The 16,933-nt window shown below is 53.2% G+C and carries 13 protein-coding genes and 1 riboswitch; of the genes, 5 read left to right on the forward strand and 8 right to left on the reverse strand.

What is annotated here, in order from left to right:
• From thiE to FPZ45_RS12845, 5 genes are all read right to left on the reverse strand, one after another.
• Window positions 1–879 carry a thiamine phosphate synthase gene (gene thiE, locus FPZ45_RS25725; protein ID WP_342780049.1) on the reverse strand — a complete coding sequence of 293 codons (879 nt, stop codon included), beginning with the start codon at window positions 877–879 and terminating at the stop codon, window positions 1–3.
• Window positions 857–2,026, reverse strand: coding sequence for a ThiF family adenylyltransferase (locus FPZ45_RS12830; protein ID WP_144702110.1), 1,170 nt, complete (start codon window positions 2,024–2,026; stop codon window positions 857–859). The genes thiE and FPZ45_RS12830 overlap by 23 nt, the downstream gene beginning before the upstream one ends.
• Window positions 2,019–3,779, reverse strand: coding sequence for a phosphomethylpyrimidine synthase ThiC (gene thiC / locus FPZ45_RS12835; RefSeq protein WP_144702113.1), 1,761 nt, complete (start codon window positions 3,777–3,779; stop codon window positions 2,019–2,021). The genes FPZ45_RS12830 and thiC overlap by 8 nt, the downstream gene beginning before the upstream one ends.
• A 295-nt stretch (window positions 3,780–4,074) precedes the next feature.
• Window positions 4,075–4,178, reverse strand: a riboswitch (TPP riboswitch).
• Between the two features lie 71 nt (window positions 4,179–4,249).
• Complete coding sequence (locus FPZ45_RS12840) at window positions 4,250–4,747, reverse strand: DinB family protein (RefSeq protein ID WP_144702117.1); 498 nt, start codon at window positions 4,745–4,747, stop codon at window positions 4,250–4,252.
• A 115-nt stretch (window positions 4,748–4,862) separates the two neighbouring features.
• Window positions 4,863–5,570, reverse strand: coding sequence for a DNA alkylation repair protein (locus tag FPZ45_RS12845; protein WP_144702120.1), 708 nt, complete (start codon window positions 5,568–5,570; stop codon window positions 4,863–4,865).
• 676 nt (window positions 5,571–6,246) lie between these two features.
• On the opposite strand from FPZ45_RS12845, the gene FPZ45_RS12850 reads away from it, so the two are divergent.
• The 5 genes from FPZ45_RS12850 (at window position 6,247) to FPZ45_RS12870 (ending at window position 13,789) form a co-directional block, all read left to right on the forward strand.
• Entirely contained in the window at window positions 6,247–7,494 is a 1,248-nt protein-coding gene (locus tag FPZ45_RS12850; protein ID WP_144702123.1) for a saccharopine dehydrogenase family protein, read from the forward strand.
• Between the two features lies 1 nt (window position 7,495).
• Entirely contained in the window at window positions 7,496–8,623 is a 1,128-nt protein-coding gene (gene nspC / locus FPZ45_RS12855; protein ID WP_144702125.1) for a carboxynorspermidine decarboxylase, read from the forward strand.
• 369 nt (window positions 8,624–8,992) lie between these two features.
• A complete protein-coding gene (locus tag FPZ45_RS12860; protein ID WP_144702129.1) occupies window positions 8,993–10,438 on the forward strand; it encodes a 4-hydroxyphenylacetate 3-hydroxylase family protein in 1,446 nt (481 codons plus the stop codon).
• A 31-nt stretch (window positions 10,439–10,469) separates the two neighbouring features.
• Entirely contained in the window at window positions 10,470–11,609 is a 1,140-nt protein-coding gene (gene ssuD / locus FPZ45_RS12865; RefSeq protein ID WP_144702133.1) for an FMNH2-dependent alkanesulfonate monooxygenase, read from the forward strand.
• Window positions 11,610–11,872: 263 nt separating this feature from the next.
• Complete coding sequence (locus tag FPZ45_RS12870; RefSeq protein ID WP_144702136.1) at window positions 11,873–13,789, forward strand: beta-N-acetylhexosaminidase; 1,917 nt, start codon at window positions 11,873–11,875, stop codon at window positions 13,787–13,789.
• 69 nt (window positions 13,790–13,858) lie between these two features.
• On the opposite strand, the gene FPZ45_RS12875 is transcribed toward FPZ45_RS12870, so the two are convergent.
• From FPZ45_RS12875 to FPZ45_RS12885, 3 genes are read right to left on the reverse strand one after another with little or no spacing between them, the layout of a single operon-like run.
• Entirely contained in the window at window positions 13,859–15,184 is a 1,326-nt protein-coding gene (locus tag FPZ45_RS12875) for a glycoside hydrolase family 125 protein (RefSeq protein ID WP_144702139.1), read from the reverse strand.
• Window positions 15,185–15,197: 13 nt separating this feature from the next.
• A complete protein-coding gene (locus FPZ45_RS12880) occupies window positions 15,198–16,031 on the reverse strand; it encodes a carbohydrate ABC transporter permease (protein ID WP_144702142.1) in 834 nt (277 codons plus the stop codon).
• The gene (locus FPZ45_RS12885; RefSeq protein ID WP_144702145.1) at window positions 16,024–16,911 is read right to left on the reverse strand and encodes a carbohydrate ABC transporter permease; all 888 of its coding nucleotides are present in this window, start codon (window positions 16,909–16,911) and stop codon (window positions 16,024–16,026) included. The genes FPZ45_RS12880 and FPZ45_RS12885 overlap by 8 nt, the downstream gene beginning before the upstream one ends.
• Window positions 16,912–16,933 lie beyond the last annotated feature (22 nt).

Genomic DNA, 16,933 nt, shown 5'->3' on the forward strand with positions numbered 1-16,933 from the left:
TCAGCCTCCCCCGACAAAATGAACGAATTCGACCGCGCAGCCGCCGCGCACAGACGTCTCGCCCCATAACCGGCGCGGGACGACCTCCCCGTCCAACTCCGCGACGATGTTGCGGCTCTCCAGCTTGTATTGAGCCGCGAGTTCCAGCAGCGTGGCCGCTTGCGTCCGTTCGTTCCGGCCGTTGATGACGACCCGAATTTCCGGAGCTCCCGTACGATTCAAACCTTCTTCAAACTTGGGCGTCTTCGAGTTCCAGGCTTCGATCTTCTCGAGCAGCCTGCGGCAGACCGCCTCCGGATCGTCATGGCCGACAATCGCGGACACGGCGCACAATCTTCTCGCGCCCGCCTTCAGCACCTCATCCGCATTGTTCTCGGTAATGCCGCCGATGGCGACGCAAGGAATGCGAATATCGGCGGCCGCCTGAGAGACGTAAGCGGTCGTGACCGCCTGCCGTCCCGGCTTGGTGGCGGTAGGGAAGACGGGGCCGACGCCGATATAGTCCGCCCCTTCCCATTCCGCCGCCCGAGCCTGCTCGATCCGATGCGTGGATAGGCCGACGATGCGCTTCGGCCCGAGAATCTCGCGGGCCACGGAGATCGGCATATCTTCCTGGCCCAGATGAACGCCGTCGGCGTCCGCTGCCAGCGCGACGTCCGGATGGTCGTTTACGATCAGCGGCACGCCGTACCTTGCGGTCAGGTCCTTAAGCCGTTTCGCCTTCTCGACCAGCTCCCGTTTCGAGCTTATTTTATCTCGCAGCTGCACGATGTCGGCTCCCCCTCTTAAAGCCGACTCTATAACCTCTAACATGTTTCTCCCGGGATGATAGTTCTCCCCGGTAATGACGTACAGCTTAAACTCTATCGGACTTTTCAACCGTATCCCTCCTGTTCTCCCCGCGCAAATAGTGCCGATAGATGGTCATGACGCGATCGGCTTCTCCCGCTCCTTGAATCAGCGAACGGCCTTCCGCGAAAACAACGATCCGCTCTCCTTCGACGGTCAACGCTCGTACCAGATAGCGATTGTCGGCCGTAATGGTGCAACCTGCCGCAAGCAGCAGACGCTTCCACTCCTCCAGGGATACGGAAGGATCAAGCTTTAATTGAAACGTATCCCTTCCGCATAGCAAGACCGGCGCTCCGGCTTCCGGATCATCGTCCGTTTGCCTGCCGTCCCGCTCCCCGTCCCGATATAGAGCAGCGCCTCCGACGCCGGCCGCGGAATACCGGTCCATTACGGCAGTCTCCCGCTCCCCCCATCCGCAATACGGGCAGGAATCGACCGCCGGAGGAAGCTTCCACTCCTTGATCGCGAAATTCCATACGTCCAGCATCACCCACGTTCCGCGAAGCGCCGCCCGGTTGTCCGTCAGCAGCTTCAACGCCTCCGACGCCTGCAAGGCCGCGACCCATTCCACCGCGGGCGAGATGACGCCAAGCGTGTCGCAAGTCTGCGCGGTTTCGTCTACGTCCGACGCGTCCTCCGTGCCGAGCAAGCACCTCAAGCAGCAGTGGTCTCCAGGAACGAGCAGCGCGCTCATTCCTGCGGAGCCCGCGACGCCGCCGTACACAAGCGGAATGCCTCGGCTGAAGCAGGCGTCGCTGAGCAGCAGCCGCGTAGCCGCATTGTCCGTACCGTCTAGGACCAGATCCGTGTCCGCGACCAGCGCTTCCACGTTGTGCTTGTCGACGTCAGCCACGAAAGCCTCTATTCTCGCCCTTCCGTTCGCCCGGCGCAGCTTCGCCGCGGCGGCGACGGCTTTGGGCAGTGCCGCTTCGGCGTCCTCCTCGTCGAACAGCGTTTGCCGATGCAGATTGCTCAGCTCCACGAAGTCCCGGTCGACAAGGCGCATGCGGCCGACTCCGGCCCGGACCATATGCTGGGCGAGCGATGCGCCGAGCGCCCCCGCGCCGACGACGAGAACACTCGCTTCGCCGAGCCGCCGCTGGCCCCGCGGGCCGATCGGTGCGAAACGGATCTGCCGGGAATAACGCTCCTCCGTCTCAGCTTCACTAAACATAAATGCGGCTTCCCGAGGCTTTGAACGCTTCCGATTGCTCCTTCAAGCCAGCCTCCAGCGCTTCTTTCTCCGCCACGCCGCGTTTCTCGGCGTAATCGCGAATATCCTGCGTGATTCGCATGCTACAGAACTTAGGGCCGCACATCGAGCAGAAATGCGCCGATTTGGCCGCTTCCGCGGGCAGCGTTTCGTCGTGGTAGGCTATGGCGCGCTCCGGATCGAGGGACAGGTTAAACTGGTCTCTCCACCGGAATTCGAATCTTGCCTTGGACAGCGCGTCATCCCGCTGCCGCGCGCGCGGATGGCCCTTCGCCAGATCGGCGGCATGGGCGGCGATCTTGTAGGCGATGACGCCGTCCTTGACGTCCTCCTTGTTCGGCAAGCCGAGATGCTCCTTCGGCGTTACGTAACAAAGCATCGCCGTCCCGAACCAGCCGATCATCGCCGCTCCGATGGCGGAAGTAATGTGGTCGTATCCCGGGGCGATGTCGGTCGTCAGCGGGCCGAGCGTATAGAACGGCGCTTCCTTGCATACCTCCATCTGCCGATCGACGTTTTCCTTGATCAGATGCATCGGGACGTGGCCCGGACCTTCGATCATCACCTGAACGTCATGCTTCCATGCGATTTCCGTCAGTTCGCCGAGCGTATCCAGCTCCGCGAATTGCGCTTCATCGTTGGCATCGGCGATGGAGCCTGGCCGCAGGCCGTCCCCGAGCGAGAAGCTGACGTCGTAGGCTTTCATAATCTCGCAGATGTCTTCGAAATGCGTATACAGGAAGTTCTCCTTGTGGTGGGCAAGGCACCATGCCGCCATAATCGAGCCGCCGCGGGAGACAATGCCCGTAACCCGCTTCGCCGTCAGCGGAATATAGCGCAGCAACACCCCGGCATGGATCGTGAAATAATCGACGCCCTGTTCCGCCTGCTCGATCAGCGTGTCTCGAAATACCTCCCAACTCAGTTCCTCTGCCTTCCCTCCGACCTTCTCCAGTGCCTGGTAGATCGGCACCGTGCCGACCGGAACCGGGGAATTGCGAACGATCCATTCCCTTGTCGTATGAATGTTTTTGCCGGTGGACAGATCCATGATCGTATCGGCTCCCCAGCGGGTCGCCCACGTCATCTTCTCCACCTCTTCCTCAATCGAGGAAGCGACGGCCGAGTTGCCGATGTTGGCATTGATCTTCACGTGGAAATTCCGGCCGATGATCATCGGCTCGCACTCGGGGTGATTGATGTTCGCGGGGATGATCGCGCGCCCCGCGGCTACCTCCGCCCGCACGAACTCAGCGCTCATCCCTTCGCGAAGTGCAATATATTCCATCTCCGGCGTAATCCGCCCTTGCCGGGCATATTGCAGCTGCGTGACGTTGCGCCCCTTCGCCGCTCGCAGGCAGCGATTATGCGCCTTGGGAAACACCTCCGCGCCCTTGGACTGCACGGCTTGCGCCGTGGAAAAGCCGTTGTCTTCGGGCCGCACCTCGCGGCCATCGTACTCGACCGTGTCCCCTCGCTCCGCTATCCAGCGGCCCCGCACGGAGGGCAGCCCCCGCCGCACGTCCACTTGCCAGCCGTCCTCCGTATACGGGCCACTGGCGTCGTATACCCGGATCGGGGCGTTCGGCACCTGTCCGTCCTTGCCAGCGCTCGGCTCCAGCGCTATCTCGCGCATCGGCACCTGAATGTCTTCCCTGTCGCCGGTTATGTACACTTTGCGGCTCCCCGGCAGCGGCGTAGTCATGATCGCCATAACAAAAAAACCTCCTTATGCAGACGTAATGTCGAATTCCGCTAGGAGGCCGTAATAAAAAAATAAGAAATGACGAACAGACTCGCTGACGATCACGATTTCCGCTTCACACGCATGCACGCTCGAACACGAGAGCGGCAACGCGCGTTCGCCCCCCTGCCGTTGCGGCAGTCCGCGGCTTCTCGCCGCATAACAAAAGCCGCCCCGGCAGGGAGCGGCTGAAATGTAATCATGCTCATCGAAAGCCATGGCGGAAGTGAAAATAATCTCTTCGCGTCCATCGCTTCGGAAGTCTGACGTACATTGCCCACTTTCCTACGCTGGCATAACCCAGATCAGGTTCAAAGGGACCAAGGCTTCGCCTTATCTCAGCCCTTGCGGGCGCCCCTAGTGGAATTCTATGTCAAACTTTACAACCGCAAGGCGCTCCTGTCAACCCCCGCCTAAAGATGATCACCGGCAATTCCTCTTCAAAGCGGCGGTGTCCTCCCTAATTGCGCCCAGCCTTCTTTGGGCGGTCCATAGATCGCAGGTACAGGCACTCCCGCTTGACGCATCAGAACCGTAACCTGGCCCCGATGATGAACGATATGTTTGATCAATCCCATCAGAATCGTGGCGTTCGACTCCATTCTTCCGAATGCATTCCGAATTTGCTTTAACGTATCATCCGTCCAATGCTCTCGAAGGGCAATCGCGGCATGAGCGCTAACCGTTGAAAAGGTTTCCGCGATTTCCTTGGCAGACGGTACTTCGTCCGGATTCGGCACTTTAGCCATCGGAACTCCGAATTCGACAAGAAAATCCGGGATACTCGTAACGAAATGCCATGCAATCCTTCCCAATGTGCGCCCTTCAGGGTATACCTGCTGCAACAGTGACTCATCCGTCAATCCGTCCAACACCTTCTGGGTTAACACGGCTTCTTTGTTCCATTCCGCGATAAAATCCGCGACTGTTTGATACATCTTTCATCCCCCTTACTTGGATTGTGTCCGATTATGCTTCGTCCCATTCCAAGTCTATCTTAACGGTCTATAGTGACGGATCTTGTCATCAATATATCCAAGGGGGATTTATTAATTAACACCTTACATATTTCCGTTTGAAGCCCAGCTGCCCTTTGTCTACCGCCTTTTGAATATTAACGGAAGCGTTCAAGAACTTGCTTTTTCCGGTATCGCGATTGACCTCCACCTGGCCTACTTCCTTCGCGATCGCAACCGCCTTATCGTGAAGCGGCATATAGGATACGGCCACGGTGTACATGAAATTGTTCATTGCGTATTTCGCGCGTTCAGGGGCGTCATGAATCGTGTTTTTAACAAGCTCCAACATATCGGCGATTTTCGCTTCGGAGAATTCGCTATCCGGACGATTTCCTAGCAACCAACAGTAACAGCTCCAGCCCGCCGATATCTTCAGTTCTGTATGGCTTGCAATCCATTTATCGGAAACTTCTTGCGCAATATCCGTTTCTGCCAATGTTACGGCTACCACATAATCCGATAGCATATAAAAATAAGCTTTATCAATCCACCGTTCAAAGTCCGCCTCGGACATTGCCTTAGGATCCGCGATAACCCCGGCAAAGTACATCGCATCGTAATTCCCGGTAGCGTAGAGCTCCTCTGATAATACTTGATTGTGTTTTGTTTTCCTGAAGATAGGCTTCATCTGACCTGTAGCCACTCCAAAAAGCGGTTCGTGCGCACCGTTGGACAGATAGATCTTCTTGGTTCGTTCTTTGCCGAGAGCTTCAAGCTCTTGCATGACCGCTTCTAGATTCATTATTCGCACTTCCTTTTTAATGATTTGGCGTAGTCATTAAGCCGCTTAACTTAAATATATCATCCTTGCACAATCAAAAGCTTCATTCCTTTGCCTGGAAACGAGGCTTTGGATCATTCATTTATGGTTCGAACTTTTGTCATACACAAAAACTCCACATTTTTTTATCGAGTTTATAGCATTTTTTTATTGATATATTCAGAGTTTGTGATATTATGAGATTGCGTTATTTGGAAAGCAGTTATTCAAAATATACGGAGTCTTTCCAAGCAGATAATTTTTGACCACTTCCGACAAGGAAGTTAAGGCCATACGGACAGCCGGGTCAAATGCCGACTGGCAACTTTAGTTGCCTTATTGATTGAGTTAAAAGCTCAAATTTTATGAGTTGGTTACTTTACAACCAGTGCATCCGCACACAACTTGTGAAACGGTCAATAAGAGTGGCATAGTGATTATTTGCTATTTAGACTCTGATTCGTTAAATGATATATTTTGAATATTAAACAGCTTCCTCACAAAAGCTATGTCCCAATTCGGGGATATTTTAATATTCGTATGTATATCTAGACAAGTGTGATACGCGATGATGCGTTTTACTCACTTGTTTTTTTTGTGCGTTAAAACTCAATCATCTGAACCCTCAAACCAATCCAACAGCAAGGGAGATCGAGAAATGGGAAAAGCGTTAGTTATCGGTTGTGGCGGGGTGGCTTCGGTAGCCATCCACAAATGTGTACAAAACAGCGAGGTTTTTGAAGAAATTTGTATCGCCAGCCGCACCAAGTCCAAATGCGATGATCTGAAAGCAAAACTGGATGGCGGCAAAACGAAAATTACGACAGCGCAAGTGGATGCCAACAATGTGGACGAGCTGATCGCGCTAATTGAAGAGGTCAAGCCGGATATCGTCATGAACCTGGCGCTGCCGTACCAAGACTTGACGATTATGGACGCTTGTCTTGCAACCAAAACGCATTACATGGATACAGCCAACTACGAGCCTGAAGATACTGCGAAGTTTGAATACAAATGGCAGTGGGATTACCGCGAGCGGTTCGAGAAAGCGGGCATTACCGCGCTTCTGGGCAGCGGCTTCGACCCGGGCGTAACCGGCGTATTCTCGGCATATGCGCTCAAGCATTACTTCGACGAGATCGAATATATCGACATTCTGGACTGCAACGGCGGAGATCACGGCTATCCGTTCGCAACAAACTTCAATCCGGAGATCAACATTCGCGAAGTATCCGCCAACGGAAGATACTGGGAGAATGGCGAATGGATCGAAACAAAGCCGATGGAAATCAAACGCGTCTACAACTTCGCTGAAGTTGGCCAGAAAGACATGTACTTGCTGTACCACGAAGAGCTGGAGTCCCTTGCCGTTAATATGCCCGGACTTAAACGGATTCGCTTCTTTATGACCTTCGGCCAAAGCTACCTGACTCATCTGAAAGCATTGGAGAACGTGGGTATGACTTCGATCGAACCGATCGAATTCGAGGGCAAGCAAATCATTCCGCTTCAATTCTTGAAGGCGGTATTGCCGGATCCGGCGTCGCTCGGGCCGCGCACGGTAGGTAAAACGAACATCGGCTGCATTTTCCAAGGGAAAAAAGACGGCATAAGCAAGACATACTACGTATACAACGTTTGCGACCATCAAGCGTGCTACAAGGAAGTCGGCTCTCAGGCGATTTCCTATACGACAGGCGTTCCTGCCATGATCGGTGCTGCAATGGTTCTGACCGGAAAATGGAACAAGCCGGGCGTATTCAACATCGAAGAGTTCGATCCAGATCCGTTCATGGAAGAGTTGAACAAATGGGGACTTCCATGGGTAGAAGACTTTAATCCGGTTCTTGTCGATGACGGACAGGAGTCGCCTCAAGCGGCCAAACAACCGGCGCTGGTTCGATAAGATGCGATTTGAAGAATTGCCTACGCCTTGTTTTGTCGTCGATGAAGCTCTTATCGAGAAAAATCTTAAAATTCTAAGCGGCGTTATGCAGCGAACGGGTGCAAAGATTATTCTGGCCCAAAAAGCATTCTCCATGACAACCCTGTATCCCCTTATCGGAGAATACTTGAACGGCACGACCGCGAGCGGTTTATTCGAAGCTCGGCTAGGCTATGAGGAAATGGGTAAAGAAACTCATGTCTTTGCCCCTGCCTACCGGGAAGATGAGATCGATGAGATTGTTTCTATCTGCGATCATATTATTTTTAATTCCTTCTCGCAGTTAGAGAAGTTTAAAGACCGGGCTCTTCAGGCTGGCCGGAAGGTCGGCTTGCGCATCAACCCGGAATGCTCGACACAAATCGGGCATGAGATCTATGATCCTTGCTCTCCTGGCTCCAGATTCGGCGTCAAGCGGGAAGATTTCCGACCGGATTTGCTTGATGGCGTATCCGGACTGCACTTCCACACCCTCTGCCAGCAAAACTCTGACGACTTGGAGACAACGCTGCGGGCGGTCGAGGAGAAATTCGGGGAGTGGCTGCCGCAGATGGAATGGATCAATTTCGGCGGCGGTCACCATATTACAAGAGACGATTACGATCTCGACACTCTGGAAGCTTGCATTAGGAGAATGCAGGATCAGTACGGTTTGAAGGTCTATCTGGAGCCGGGCGAAGCTGTTGCGCTTAACGCAGGCTACCTGGTCACATCCGTGCTGGACCTCCACAAGAACGGGATCGATATTGCGATTCTGGACACCTCCGCAACGTGTCATATGCCGGATGTGTTGGAAATGCCGTATCGTCCCCCTCTTCAGGGGAGCGGCGAGTCCGGAGAAAAGCCGTTTACCTATCGACTCACGGGCCAGACTTGCCTGACCGGAGACGTGATCGGAGATTACTCTTTCGATCAGCCTTTAAAGTGCGGCGATCGGCTCGTATTCGGAGACATGGCGATTTACTCCATGGTGAAGACCAACACGTTTAACGGCACGGCGCTTCCAGCCATCGCCGTTCAAAGCAAAGATGGCGATTGCCGAGTGGTTCGGCAATTCGGCTATGATGATTTTAAGACACGGCTCGCATAACAATTGTGAACCGGCACCGATATTCATCCGGTGCCGGTTTTCTTCTTGCTTGAACCAAAAAAATATTCCGACTTGACAGATTGGATTTGTGTGCATTACGATGTGGGATATCCGAATCGGAGCGAGTAAGCTCCCGACATACAGGCCGCTAACCGGACAAACTGGAAGTGCCGCTAGAAACATCTCCCGCGATTTGGGAAGTGTTTCGGGCGGTTTTTGTTTTTTATCACGAAAACAGACGAGAAAAAGGGCGCCGAACATGTGCCGAGGCCGAGGAAACTATTCGGGGAGGGCGACCGTCTGCCGGCCCGGCATCCGGGAGCGGCGTTCCGTCGATCGTTCGAAGGAGTAAAGGAGAGATAACAACCTATGGCATCTCGAGGAAAGAAATTCCTGGATAGTTTGCGCGACGGGCGGAGCGTATGGATCGACGACGAACGGGTAGATCATCTGCCAGAGCATCCCGCCTTCTCGGGAACGCTCGGCACGATCGGCGGCCTTTTCGATCTGCTCGACGATCCGAAGCACAGGGACCGGGTCGGCTTCGCCGTTCCCGGCCGCGAGGCTTACGCGCACAGCTCGTTCCTCCTGCCGTATTCGGCGGAGGATCTGGCGAAGCGCACGAGCGCATTCGATTATTGGGCGAAGGAGACGAACGGCGTCATGAGCCGTTTGTCCGACTATGCCCGTTCGCTCGTGACGGGCTGGTACGGGGCGCGCAAGCAGCTAGCCCTACTGGATCCCGGCCTCGAGTCGAAGATCTCCGCTTACTACGAGCAAGCGAGGGATCACGACTTGTTCCTGACGACTTCGCTGCTCGATCCGCAGATTGACCGGTCCAAGGGATTGGACGACAAGAGGATCGCCGAGCGATATCTTCATGTCGTCCGCGAGAACAAGGAAGGTATCTACGTCAGCGGGGCCAAAATGATCGCGACCGGCGCTCCTTATACGCACGATTTTATCGTTTTCTCCTTCTACCGGCTCGATTCGCAATATAGCAAGCATGCGCTCGCGCTGCTCGTTCCGGCGAACGCCAAAGGGCTGCACATCGTCTGCCGGGAATCGTTCGCGGACGATCGTTCCGCGGACCATCCACTCAGCTCCCGGTACGACGAGATGGATGCGGTGCTCCTGTTCGACGAGGTGTTCATTCCGTGGGAACGGGTGCTGCTGTATGGAGACGCCGAAGCCGTATGGAAGCTGCGAAGCCATCACAGCTCGAATTCCCTCGCGTTCCACCAGACGGTCGTCCGCTTCGTCGCGAAGCTCGAGTTCCTCACGGGCATCGCCTTCGCGATCGCCGAATCGATCGGGGTGAACGGTTTCCTGCACGTGCAGGAGAAGCTCGGCGAGCTGATCACCCAGATCGATACGATGAAGGCGCTGCTGATCGCGTCGGAAGCGAGGGCGCAGGCCGATCCCGTTACCGGTGTCTGGGTGCCTGAGGCATCGTTCATCGATACGGCGAGAAGCCTTGGGACGAAGCTCTACCCGCGGGCAATCGAGATTCTCCAGCAGGTGGGCGGGGGCGGCTTCATCCAGACGCCATCCAGCCTCGGACAATTCAATGGCCCGATCGGTGAGTTGTTGCACCGTTACTTTGAAGGGGCATCCCTGAACGCGGAAAACAAAATCCAATTGTTCAAGCTGGCCTGGGACCTGATCGGCAGCCCGCTCGGCTCCCGGCACGAGCTTTATGAAAGATTCTACGCCGGCGACCCGGTGCGTGGGCTCGCGAATCAATACTTGAGCGCGAACAAGACGCAGTGGACAGAACCCGTGTGGAAGTTACTAGAGAAATCGCGGGCGTGAGCGCCCGGTTATCGAGAGGAGAACGATTATCATGGAAGTATTCTGGTTTATTCCGACTCACGGCGACGGGAAGTACTTGGGAACGACCATCGGCGCCCGGGCGGTCGATTTCGATTATATGAGCCAAATCGCCAAGGCGGCCGACACGCTCGGCTACGGCGGCGTGCTGCTGCCTACCGGCAAGTCCTGCGAGGACCCGTGGATCGCGGCTTCGGCGCTTATCTCATCCACTCGCAACCTTAAGTTTCTCGTCGCCGTCCGTCCCGGCCTCATGTCGCCGACGATCGCGGCGAGAATGGCGTCCTCGTTCGACCGGATCTCCGGGGGGCGCCTGCTCGTGAACGTGGTGACCGGAGGAGACTCGGTGGAACTGGCGGGGGAAGGCTTGCACCTGGACCATGATGCCCGCTACGATCTGACCGACGAGTTCCTGACGGTATGGCGTCAAGCTCTGTCGGGCGAGCAAGTCGACTTCGAAGGCGACTACGTAAACGTGAAGGCGGGCAAGGTGTTGTATCCGCCCGTGCAGAAGCCTTACCCGCCTCTTTACTTCGGGGGCTCCTCGGACGCGGGACACCGGGTGGCCGCGAATCATATTGACGTCTATCTCAGTTGGGGGGAGCCCCCGGCGCAGGTTGCCGAGAAGATCGCCGTCATGCGCAAGCTCGCCGCCGAACAGGGAAGAACGATTCGTTTCGGCATCCGGCTTCACGTCATCGTGCGCGAGACGGAGGAGGAGGCTTGGGCGGCCGCGGACGACCTTATCCGGTACCTGGATGATGACACGATCGCCGAAGCCCAGCGCATCCTGAGCCGCTTCGATTCCGTCGGTCAGCGCCGGATGTCGGAGCTCCACGGCGGCAGCCGCGACAAGCTCGAGATCAGCCCGAACCTGTGGGCCGGGGTCGGCCTCGTTCGCGGAGGAGCAGGCACTGCGCTCGTCGGGGATCCGCAGACCGTCGCCGCGCGGATGCTTGAATACAGAGAGCTCGGCATCGAAACCTTCATCATGTCCGGTTATCCTCACCTGGAGGAAGCGTATCGGTTGGCCGAGCTAGTGTTCCCGCTGCTGCCGCTTGCCAATAAGCAGGAAAAGGAGCAGCAGCGCTCTTACATCAGCCCGTTCGGCGAAATGATCGCCAACAACGAGCTTCCTACAAAGAAATCATAAAGCAACGGGAGATACGCCAGCCGCAATGGCGGGGGAAATGGAATTTCATTTCGAGGCATGAGGGATTACAATCCGCTGAGAAAAATACGAACAACCGTCAGGGAAACTTCGCCCTGACGGTTGTTTGTTTGATGCTCCGAATTTTCTCCTATTGCTTTCCCCTATAAGATTAGATAGCATATAAATCATAATACAATATAACGTTATAATGTTTAATTCCTAAATAGGCTAAATCACGAGCTGATCCTAAGGAGGATATACGAATGAAATTTCATTTTAAAGGTGAAATGACAGAATTGATGCCTGGTATTCAGGCTTTGTCTCAAGAACTTGGGTTTTCCGTAGCAGATGATGGGTTAACTGTTGAAGTTCATCAATCTGCTGACACGGACGAATTGAAGATTGGCTTAAAGCAAGGAGCGGCTTACATCCATTATGGCCAAAAGCATCAGTTTTTTCGCGGACTCGGTCTTTTACTACAGCATGGTATTCATGGAGAGGCATTCGACCTTCGAGAAAAACAGCAGTTTGATACGATCGGGCCGATGTTCGATCTATCCCGTAATGCGGTACTTACTGTAGATAGCTTCAAATTAATGTTAAACAAGATGGCCTTAATGGGGCTGAACACCGTAATGCTGTATATGGAGGATACGTACGCTATTGATGGCGAGCCTTATTTTGGCTATATGCGGGGCAGATATACACAAGCGGAGTTGAAAATGATTGACGATTACGCCGACCAATTCGGTATCGAGGCATTTCCAAGCATTCAGACGCTCGCCCATCTGGAGGAATTCCTCAAGTGGCAGCCCGTATGGGAGTACCGAGATACGAAAGGCGCGCTGTTGGTGGGGGAAAACCAAACAGATCATTTGATCGGGAAGATGATCGAAGCCGCCAGCTCTCCGTTCCGCAGCCGCAAAATCCATATCGGCATGGACGAGGCGGAGGAGCTCGGGCGAGGCAAATATTTGGACCGCAATGGTTATCGAAGCCGATTCGACATCATGACGGAACATCTGGAGAAGGTGCTCGATTATTCCCGCCGCCGCGGTTTGAAGCCCATGATGTGGAGTGATATGTTCCTGAAACTGGCTTCGGACAATGGCAGTGAATATTATGATAAAGAGACAAAAATCCCCGAGGAGATGTTGCGTCGGATTCCTAAAGATGTAGACATGGTTTATTGGGATTACGTGCATATGGAGCCGGCCGATTATGAGAAGTCGATTGCCCAGCACCGTCCGCTCGGCAACAATCTTGTATTCGCCGGAGCTGTATGGATTTTTAATACGTTTGGGGTGAACTATGGTCTTTCCTTAAACGCCTCGAACACGGCGCTCCAAGTGTGCAAGAAGGAAGGCATCCGCGAGGTGTACGCAACGATGTGGGGCGATGATGGAAATGAGGGCAATCCATTTGCGGCGCTACTCGGCTTACAACTCTATGCGGAGCATGCCTATTCGGAATTAGAGCCAGATCGCGAGTACTTAGCCGAGCGTGTCAAGTTCTGTACGGGAATTGAAGCGAATGCTTTCCTGCAACTGAAGGATCTAGACGAAACACCGGGATCTGAGCCTGACAATCGGAAACAGAGCAACCCTTCGAAGTTTCTTCTGTACCAGGATGTGCTCCTTGGGCTTTTCGACAAACAGATCGAAGGACTGGAAATGGCCGAGCATTATGAGCAAGTCGAGCGGAAAATGAGCAGCAGCCGCAACAAAGACGCCGTCCTGGATTACTTATTCGACGTGCCCGAGAAGCTATGCGGTGTGCTGAAGCTTAAGAGCACGATAGGAATTGAACTCAAACAGGCCTATGATTCGAAGGACAAGGAGACGCTGCGTCATGCGGCGACAGTGTCGCTACCTGCTATCGCAGAAGCAGTACGCGAGTTGCGCAACGCCCATCGTATTCAGTGGCTCCGCATGTTCAAGCCGTTCGGGTGGGAAGTGCTAGACATTCGCTATGGCGGGGTCATTAATCGGCTCGACACCGCAACATATAGGCTCCTCGATTATGTGGAAGACCGGATTGAGCGGATCGAAGAGCTGGAACAAGAGCGGCTGCTTTATAGCTCGGTGAACCGATTCGAGAACAAAGGAGTGGGCTGGTGCAGCTATTACTACAGAATGGCTTCTCCGAACGCCTTCTTCCACGTCATCAACCCTTTTTAACATGCCATATATGAAAAAGACGAGGGAGCATTCGATGATTAATCGAATGCTCCCTCGTCTTAAAGATTCTTACTTATCAAACAGCCCCTGATCCATCGCCCTATGGATCAACATAGAGAACATACTGTTGGACCACGCAAACCAAGATCTCGTAAATTGAGAAGGGTCGTCAGCATGAAATCCTTCATGCATATAACCGGTACTCGCATCCGTTGCTTCCATCATCTCGATCACTTCCATCATTTCTTCCTTGCTGGAAGCTGTCAACCCTTGCATGGAAAGCGCTAAATGCCACACGTAATCCGGCGGCGTATGAGGACTGCCGATGCCTTTGGCTACTTTGCCTTCATAATAATAAGGATTTTCCTTGCTTAGTATGAATTTGCGTGTATTCTGATAGATCGGATCATCATTAGACGTATATCCGATATACGGTATCGACATCAGCGACGGCGTTCCCGCATCATCCATTAAACAATGGTTGCCGAACCCATCCGTTTCGTAGGCATAGATTGGACCGTAATTCGCATGGTGAACTACGCCGTACAAACGGATGCCATGCTCGATTTCTTCCTCAAGCTTGGCCATTTCTTTAACGAAGAGCTCGTCGCGGAACACATAACGCGCAATCTCCTGCATCTGGCGAAGTACCGCAACGACGAACATATTCGAAGGAATATGGTAATGAAAGTCGCATGCATCGTCGCTTGGACGGAATCCGGACCAGATCATCCCGGTATAATTGACCGGCATCCCCTTTCCTTCGTTGCGCAGGGTATCGATAGCTGGACAATTCCGGCGCATGAAGGTGTAAGTCGAATTTTCCCCATGATGCTGCTCAACTTTCCACAAATCAACCGTTTTACGCATAGCCATGCGGAAGTTCTCATCGAATATATCGGTTTTACCCGTTTCTTTCCACAATAAATAGGCAAGCTGCATCGGAAAACATAGAGAGTCGAGTTCGAATTTTCTTTCCCATACCCACGGAGACATGCCCGTTTCGTCGTTCGCATCCCAATGCCAATCGTTCGGCCCCTCGTTAAAGGCATTCGCGTAAGGGTCCTTGAGAATATACATCATTTGACGGCGGATCAAGCCGCCGATTATCTTCTGAAGTTCGTCATCGCCTTTCGCGAAGGGCAAGTAATGGCGAACCTGCTCGACTGAATCGCGCAGCCACATTGCCGGAATATCGCCCGTGATGATGAAGGTAGTGCCGTCTTCCATCAATTTCGTCGTCGTTTCCAACGTATTGGGGAAACAATTCTTGAACAGCGCGAGCAGTTTGGGGCGATGCGCCAGCTTGTGCTCCGCGGTTTGCAGCATCTGCTCCACGCCTTTTGGCATAGGAACCGGCTCCAAGTGAATTTTCGGCAGTCTGAAACGTTCCATGATGAGGCCTCCCTTATCCTTTTACGGCTCCGGCTGTCATCCCTTGCATGACCCTTTTAGCGAAAATCAAGTATACGATGACGACAGGCAGCGCTACAATGGCCATAGCTGCTAACATCTGCGTATAGTTGGATGTGTATTGTCCGTTGAAATTCGTTAATCCGATCGGCAACGTTTGCAGATTAGCGCTCTTAATCAGCACGAGCGCGAACGGAAACTCGTTCCAAGCGCCGAGGAAAAACAAGATGATCGCCGTCGAAATAACCGGCAGGCAGAGCGGAAATACGATACGCAGAACCGTGTTTGTCGGGCTGCTGCCATCGATGCAGGCGGCTTCTTCTACGTCAAGCGGCACCGACTTGATGAAGTTCTCGAATAAGAAGATGGCCATCGATAAATGAAAGGCAACATAAGGGAAAACAAGCGTATAAGGCTGATCCAGCAGAGCCAGTGTTTTGAATTCAACGAATATGGGAATAAGTAAGCCGTGTATCGGAATAAGCATCCCGGCCAGAAACATGAAATAGATCGCGTTTCGGAAAGGGAACTTAAACCGCGCGATCACATACGCCGTAAAGAAGCCGAACAAGATCGTAAAGACAACGGTAAGCAAGCTGACAAAGGCGCTATTCCAAAAATAAGTACCCATTTTCCCGATTTCGAAAGCATCGATATAATTTTGAAATTGAGGCTTAGACGGGAGCGACATAATGTTGAGATTAAATTCTTGTTCCGTTTTCAAGGAGGAGTAAAGCATCCAAATTAAAGGGAAAATACAGGACAAGGATACAATGAACATGATGACATTAATCCCGACTACCCCTATTTTCTTCACTGCATTAGTCACGACTTTTCCCTCCGATCAAACGGCTAACGATAATCAGCGCAACGCTTAAGATCATAATGCCGACGGAAATCGCACTTCCGTAACCCAACTTGTACGCCTTAAACGAGGTGTCATAGGCATACTGCGCCATAACGGTCGAACTGCTGCCCGGCCCGCCGCCCGTCATGACAAAGATGCTGTCGAATGCCTTCATGTTGCCCGCGATACAGAGCATAATGGCAATCTTTATCGTGGAAGACAACAGCGGGAGCGTAATATGCCGCATTTTCTTAAACCCGGTTGCGCCGTCCAATTCGGCCATCTCATAAATCTCGCTGTTAATGCTTTGCATCGCGGCCAGGAAGATAATCAGGTAAAACCCGATATATTGCCAAACGATCGGTGCCGTAACGGAGTACATAACAATATTCGGATCGTCTAGCCACGGTTTGATCCACGACTCTAAGCCGAGGGTTCGCAGCAGCCAATTTAACATCCCGGCATCTTGGTTGTAGATCATTCCCCATAGAAATCCGATGACGACGGAGGATAAAATAACGGGAACGAAAATAACGGTACGGTGAAATCCTTTCAACTTCACGATTTTCGACATCAAGAAGATGCTTATCGCAAATGCAATTCCGATCTGACCGATCACGCTGCAGAAAACGATAAGCAGGTTGTTCAAGAAGGCGTTCCAGAAATAGCTATCGGTAAGCAAAACCCTATAATTATCGAGGCCGATAAAGTCCATTTTGGAACCGCCCGACCATTTGAAGAAGCTGTACCGCACAGCTAGAAGGACGGGAACGATTACCATAAATGCGAACAAGATCACACTCGGCAACAAGTAGATTAGAAAAGTAGTCCGTCTGGGACGGATGGCCGATGATTCATTCATCGTGGATGCTCCTCCTTTGATC

Source organism: Cohnella terricola (assembly GCF_007786475.1).
In the GTDB taxonomy this organism is placed as follows: Bacteria; Bacillota; Bacilli; order Paenibacillales; family Paenibacillaceae; genus Cohnella; species Cohnella terricola.

Bases quoted from the DNA above. Each gene is read 5' to 3' on its own strand.
- FPZ45_RS12840 (WP_144702117.1), bottom strand. From the start codon at position 4,747: ATGTATCAAACAGTCGCGGATTTTATCGCGGAATGGAACAAAGAAGCC.
- thiC (WP_144702113.1), bottom strand. From the start codon at position 3,779: ATGGCGATCATGACTACGCCGCTGCCGGGGAGCCGCAAAGTGTACATA.
- FPZ45_RS12845 (WP_144702120.1), bottom strand. From the start codon at position 5,570: ATGAATCTAGAAGCGGTCATGCAAGAGCTTGAAGCTCTCGGCAAAGAA.
- FPZ45_RS12875 (WP_144702139.1), bottom strand. From the start codon at position 15,184: ATGGAACGTTTCAGACTGCCGAAAATTCACTTGGAGCCGGTTCCTATG.
- FPZ45_RS12870 (WP_144702136.1), top strand. From the start codon at position 11,873: ATGAAATTTCATTTTAAAGGTGAAATGACAGAATTGATGCCTGGTATT.
- FPZ45_RS12860 (WP_144702129.1), top strand. From the start codon at position 8,993: ATGGCATCTCGAGGAAAGAAATTCCTGGATAGTTTGCGCGACGGGCGG.
- FPZ45_RS12850 (WP_144702123.1), top strand. From the start codon at position 6,247: ATGGGAAAAGCGTTAGTTATCGGTTGTGGCGGGGTGGCTTCGGTAGCC.
- nspC (WP_144702125.1), top strand. From the start codon at position 7,496: ATGCGATTTGAAGAATTGCCTACGCCTTGTTTTGTCGTCGATGAAGCT.
- ssuD (WP_144702133.1), top strand. From the start codon at position 10,470: ATGGAAGTATTCTGGTTTATTCCGACTCACGGCGACGGGAAGTACTTG.
- FPZ45_RS12830 (WP_144702110.1), bottom strand. From the start codon at position 2,026: ATGTTTAGTGAAGCTGAGACGGAGGAGCGTTATTCCCGGCAGATCCGT.
- FPZ45_RS12885 (WP_144702145.1), bottom strand. From the start codon at position 16,911: ATGAATGAATCATCGGCCATCCGTCCCAGACGGACTACTTTTCTAATC.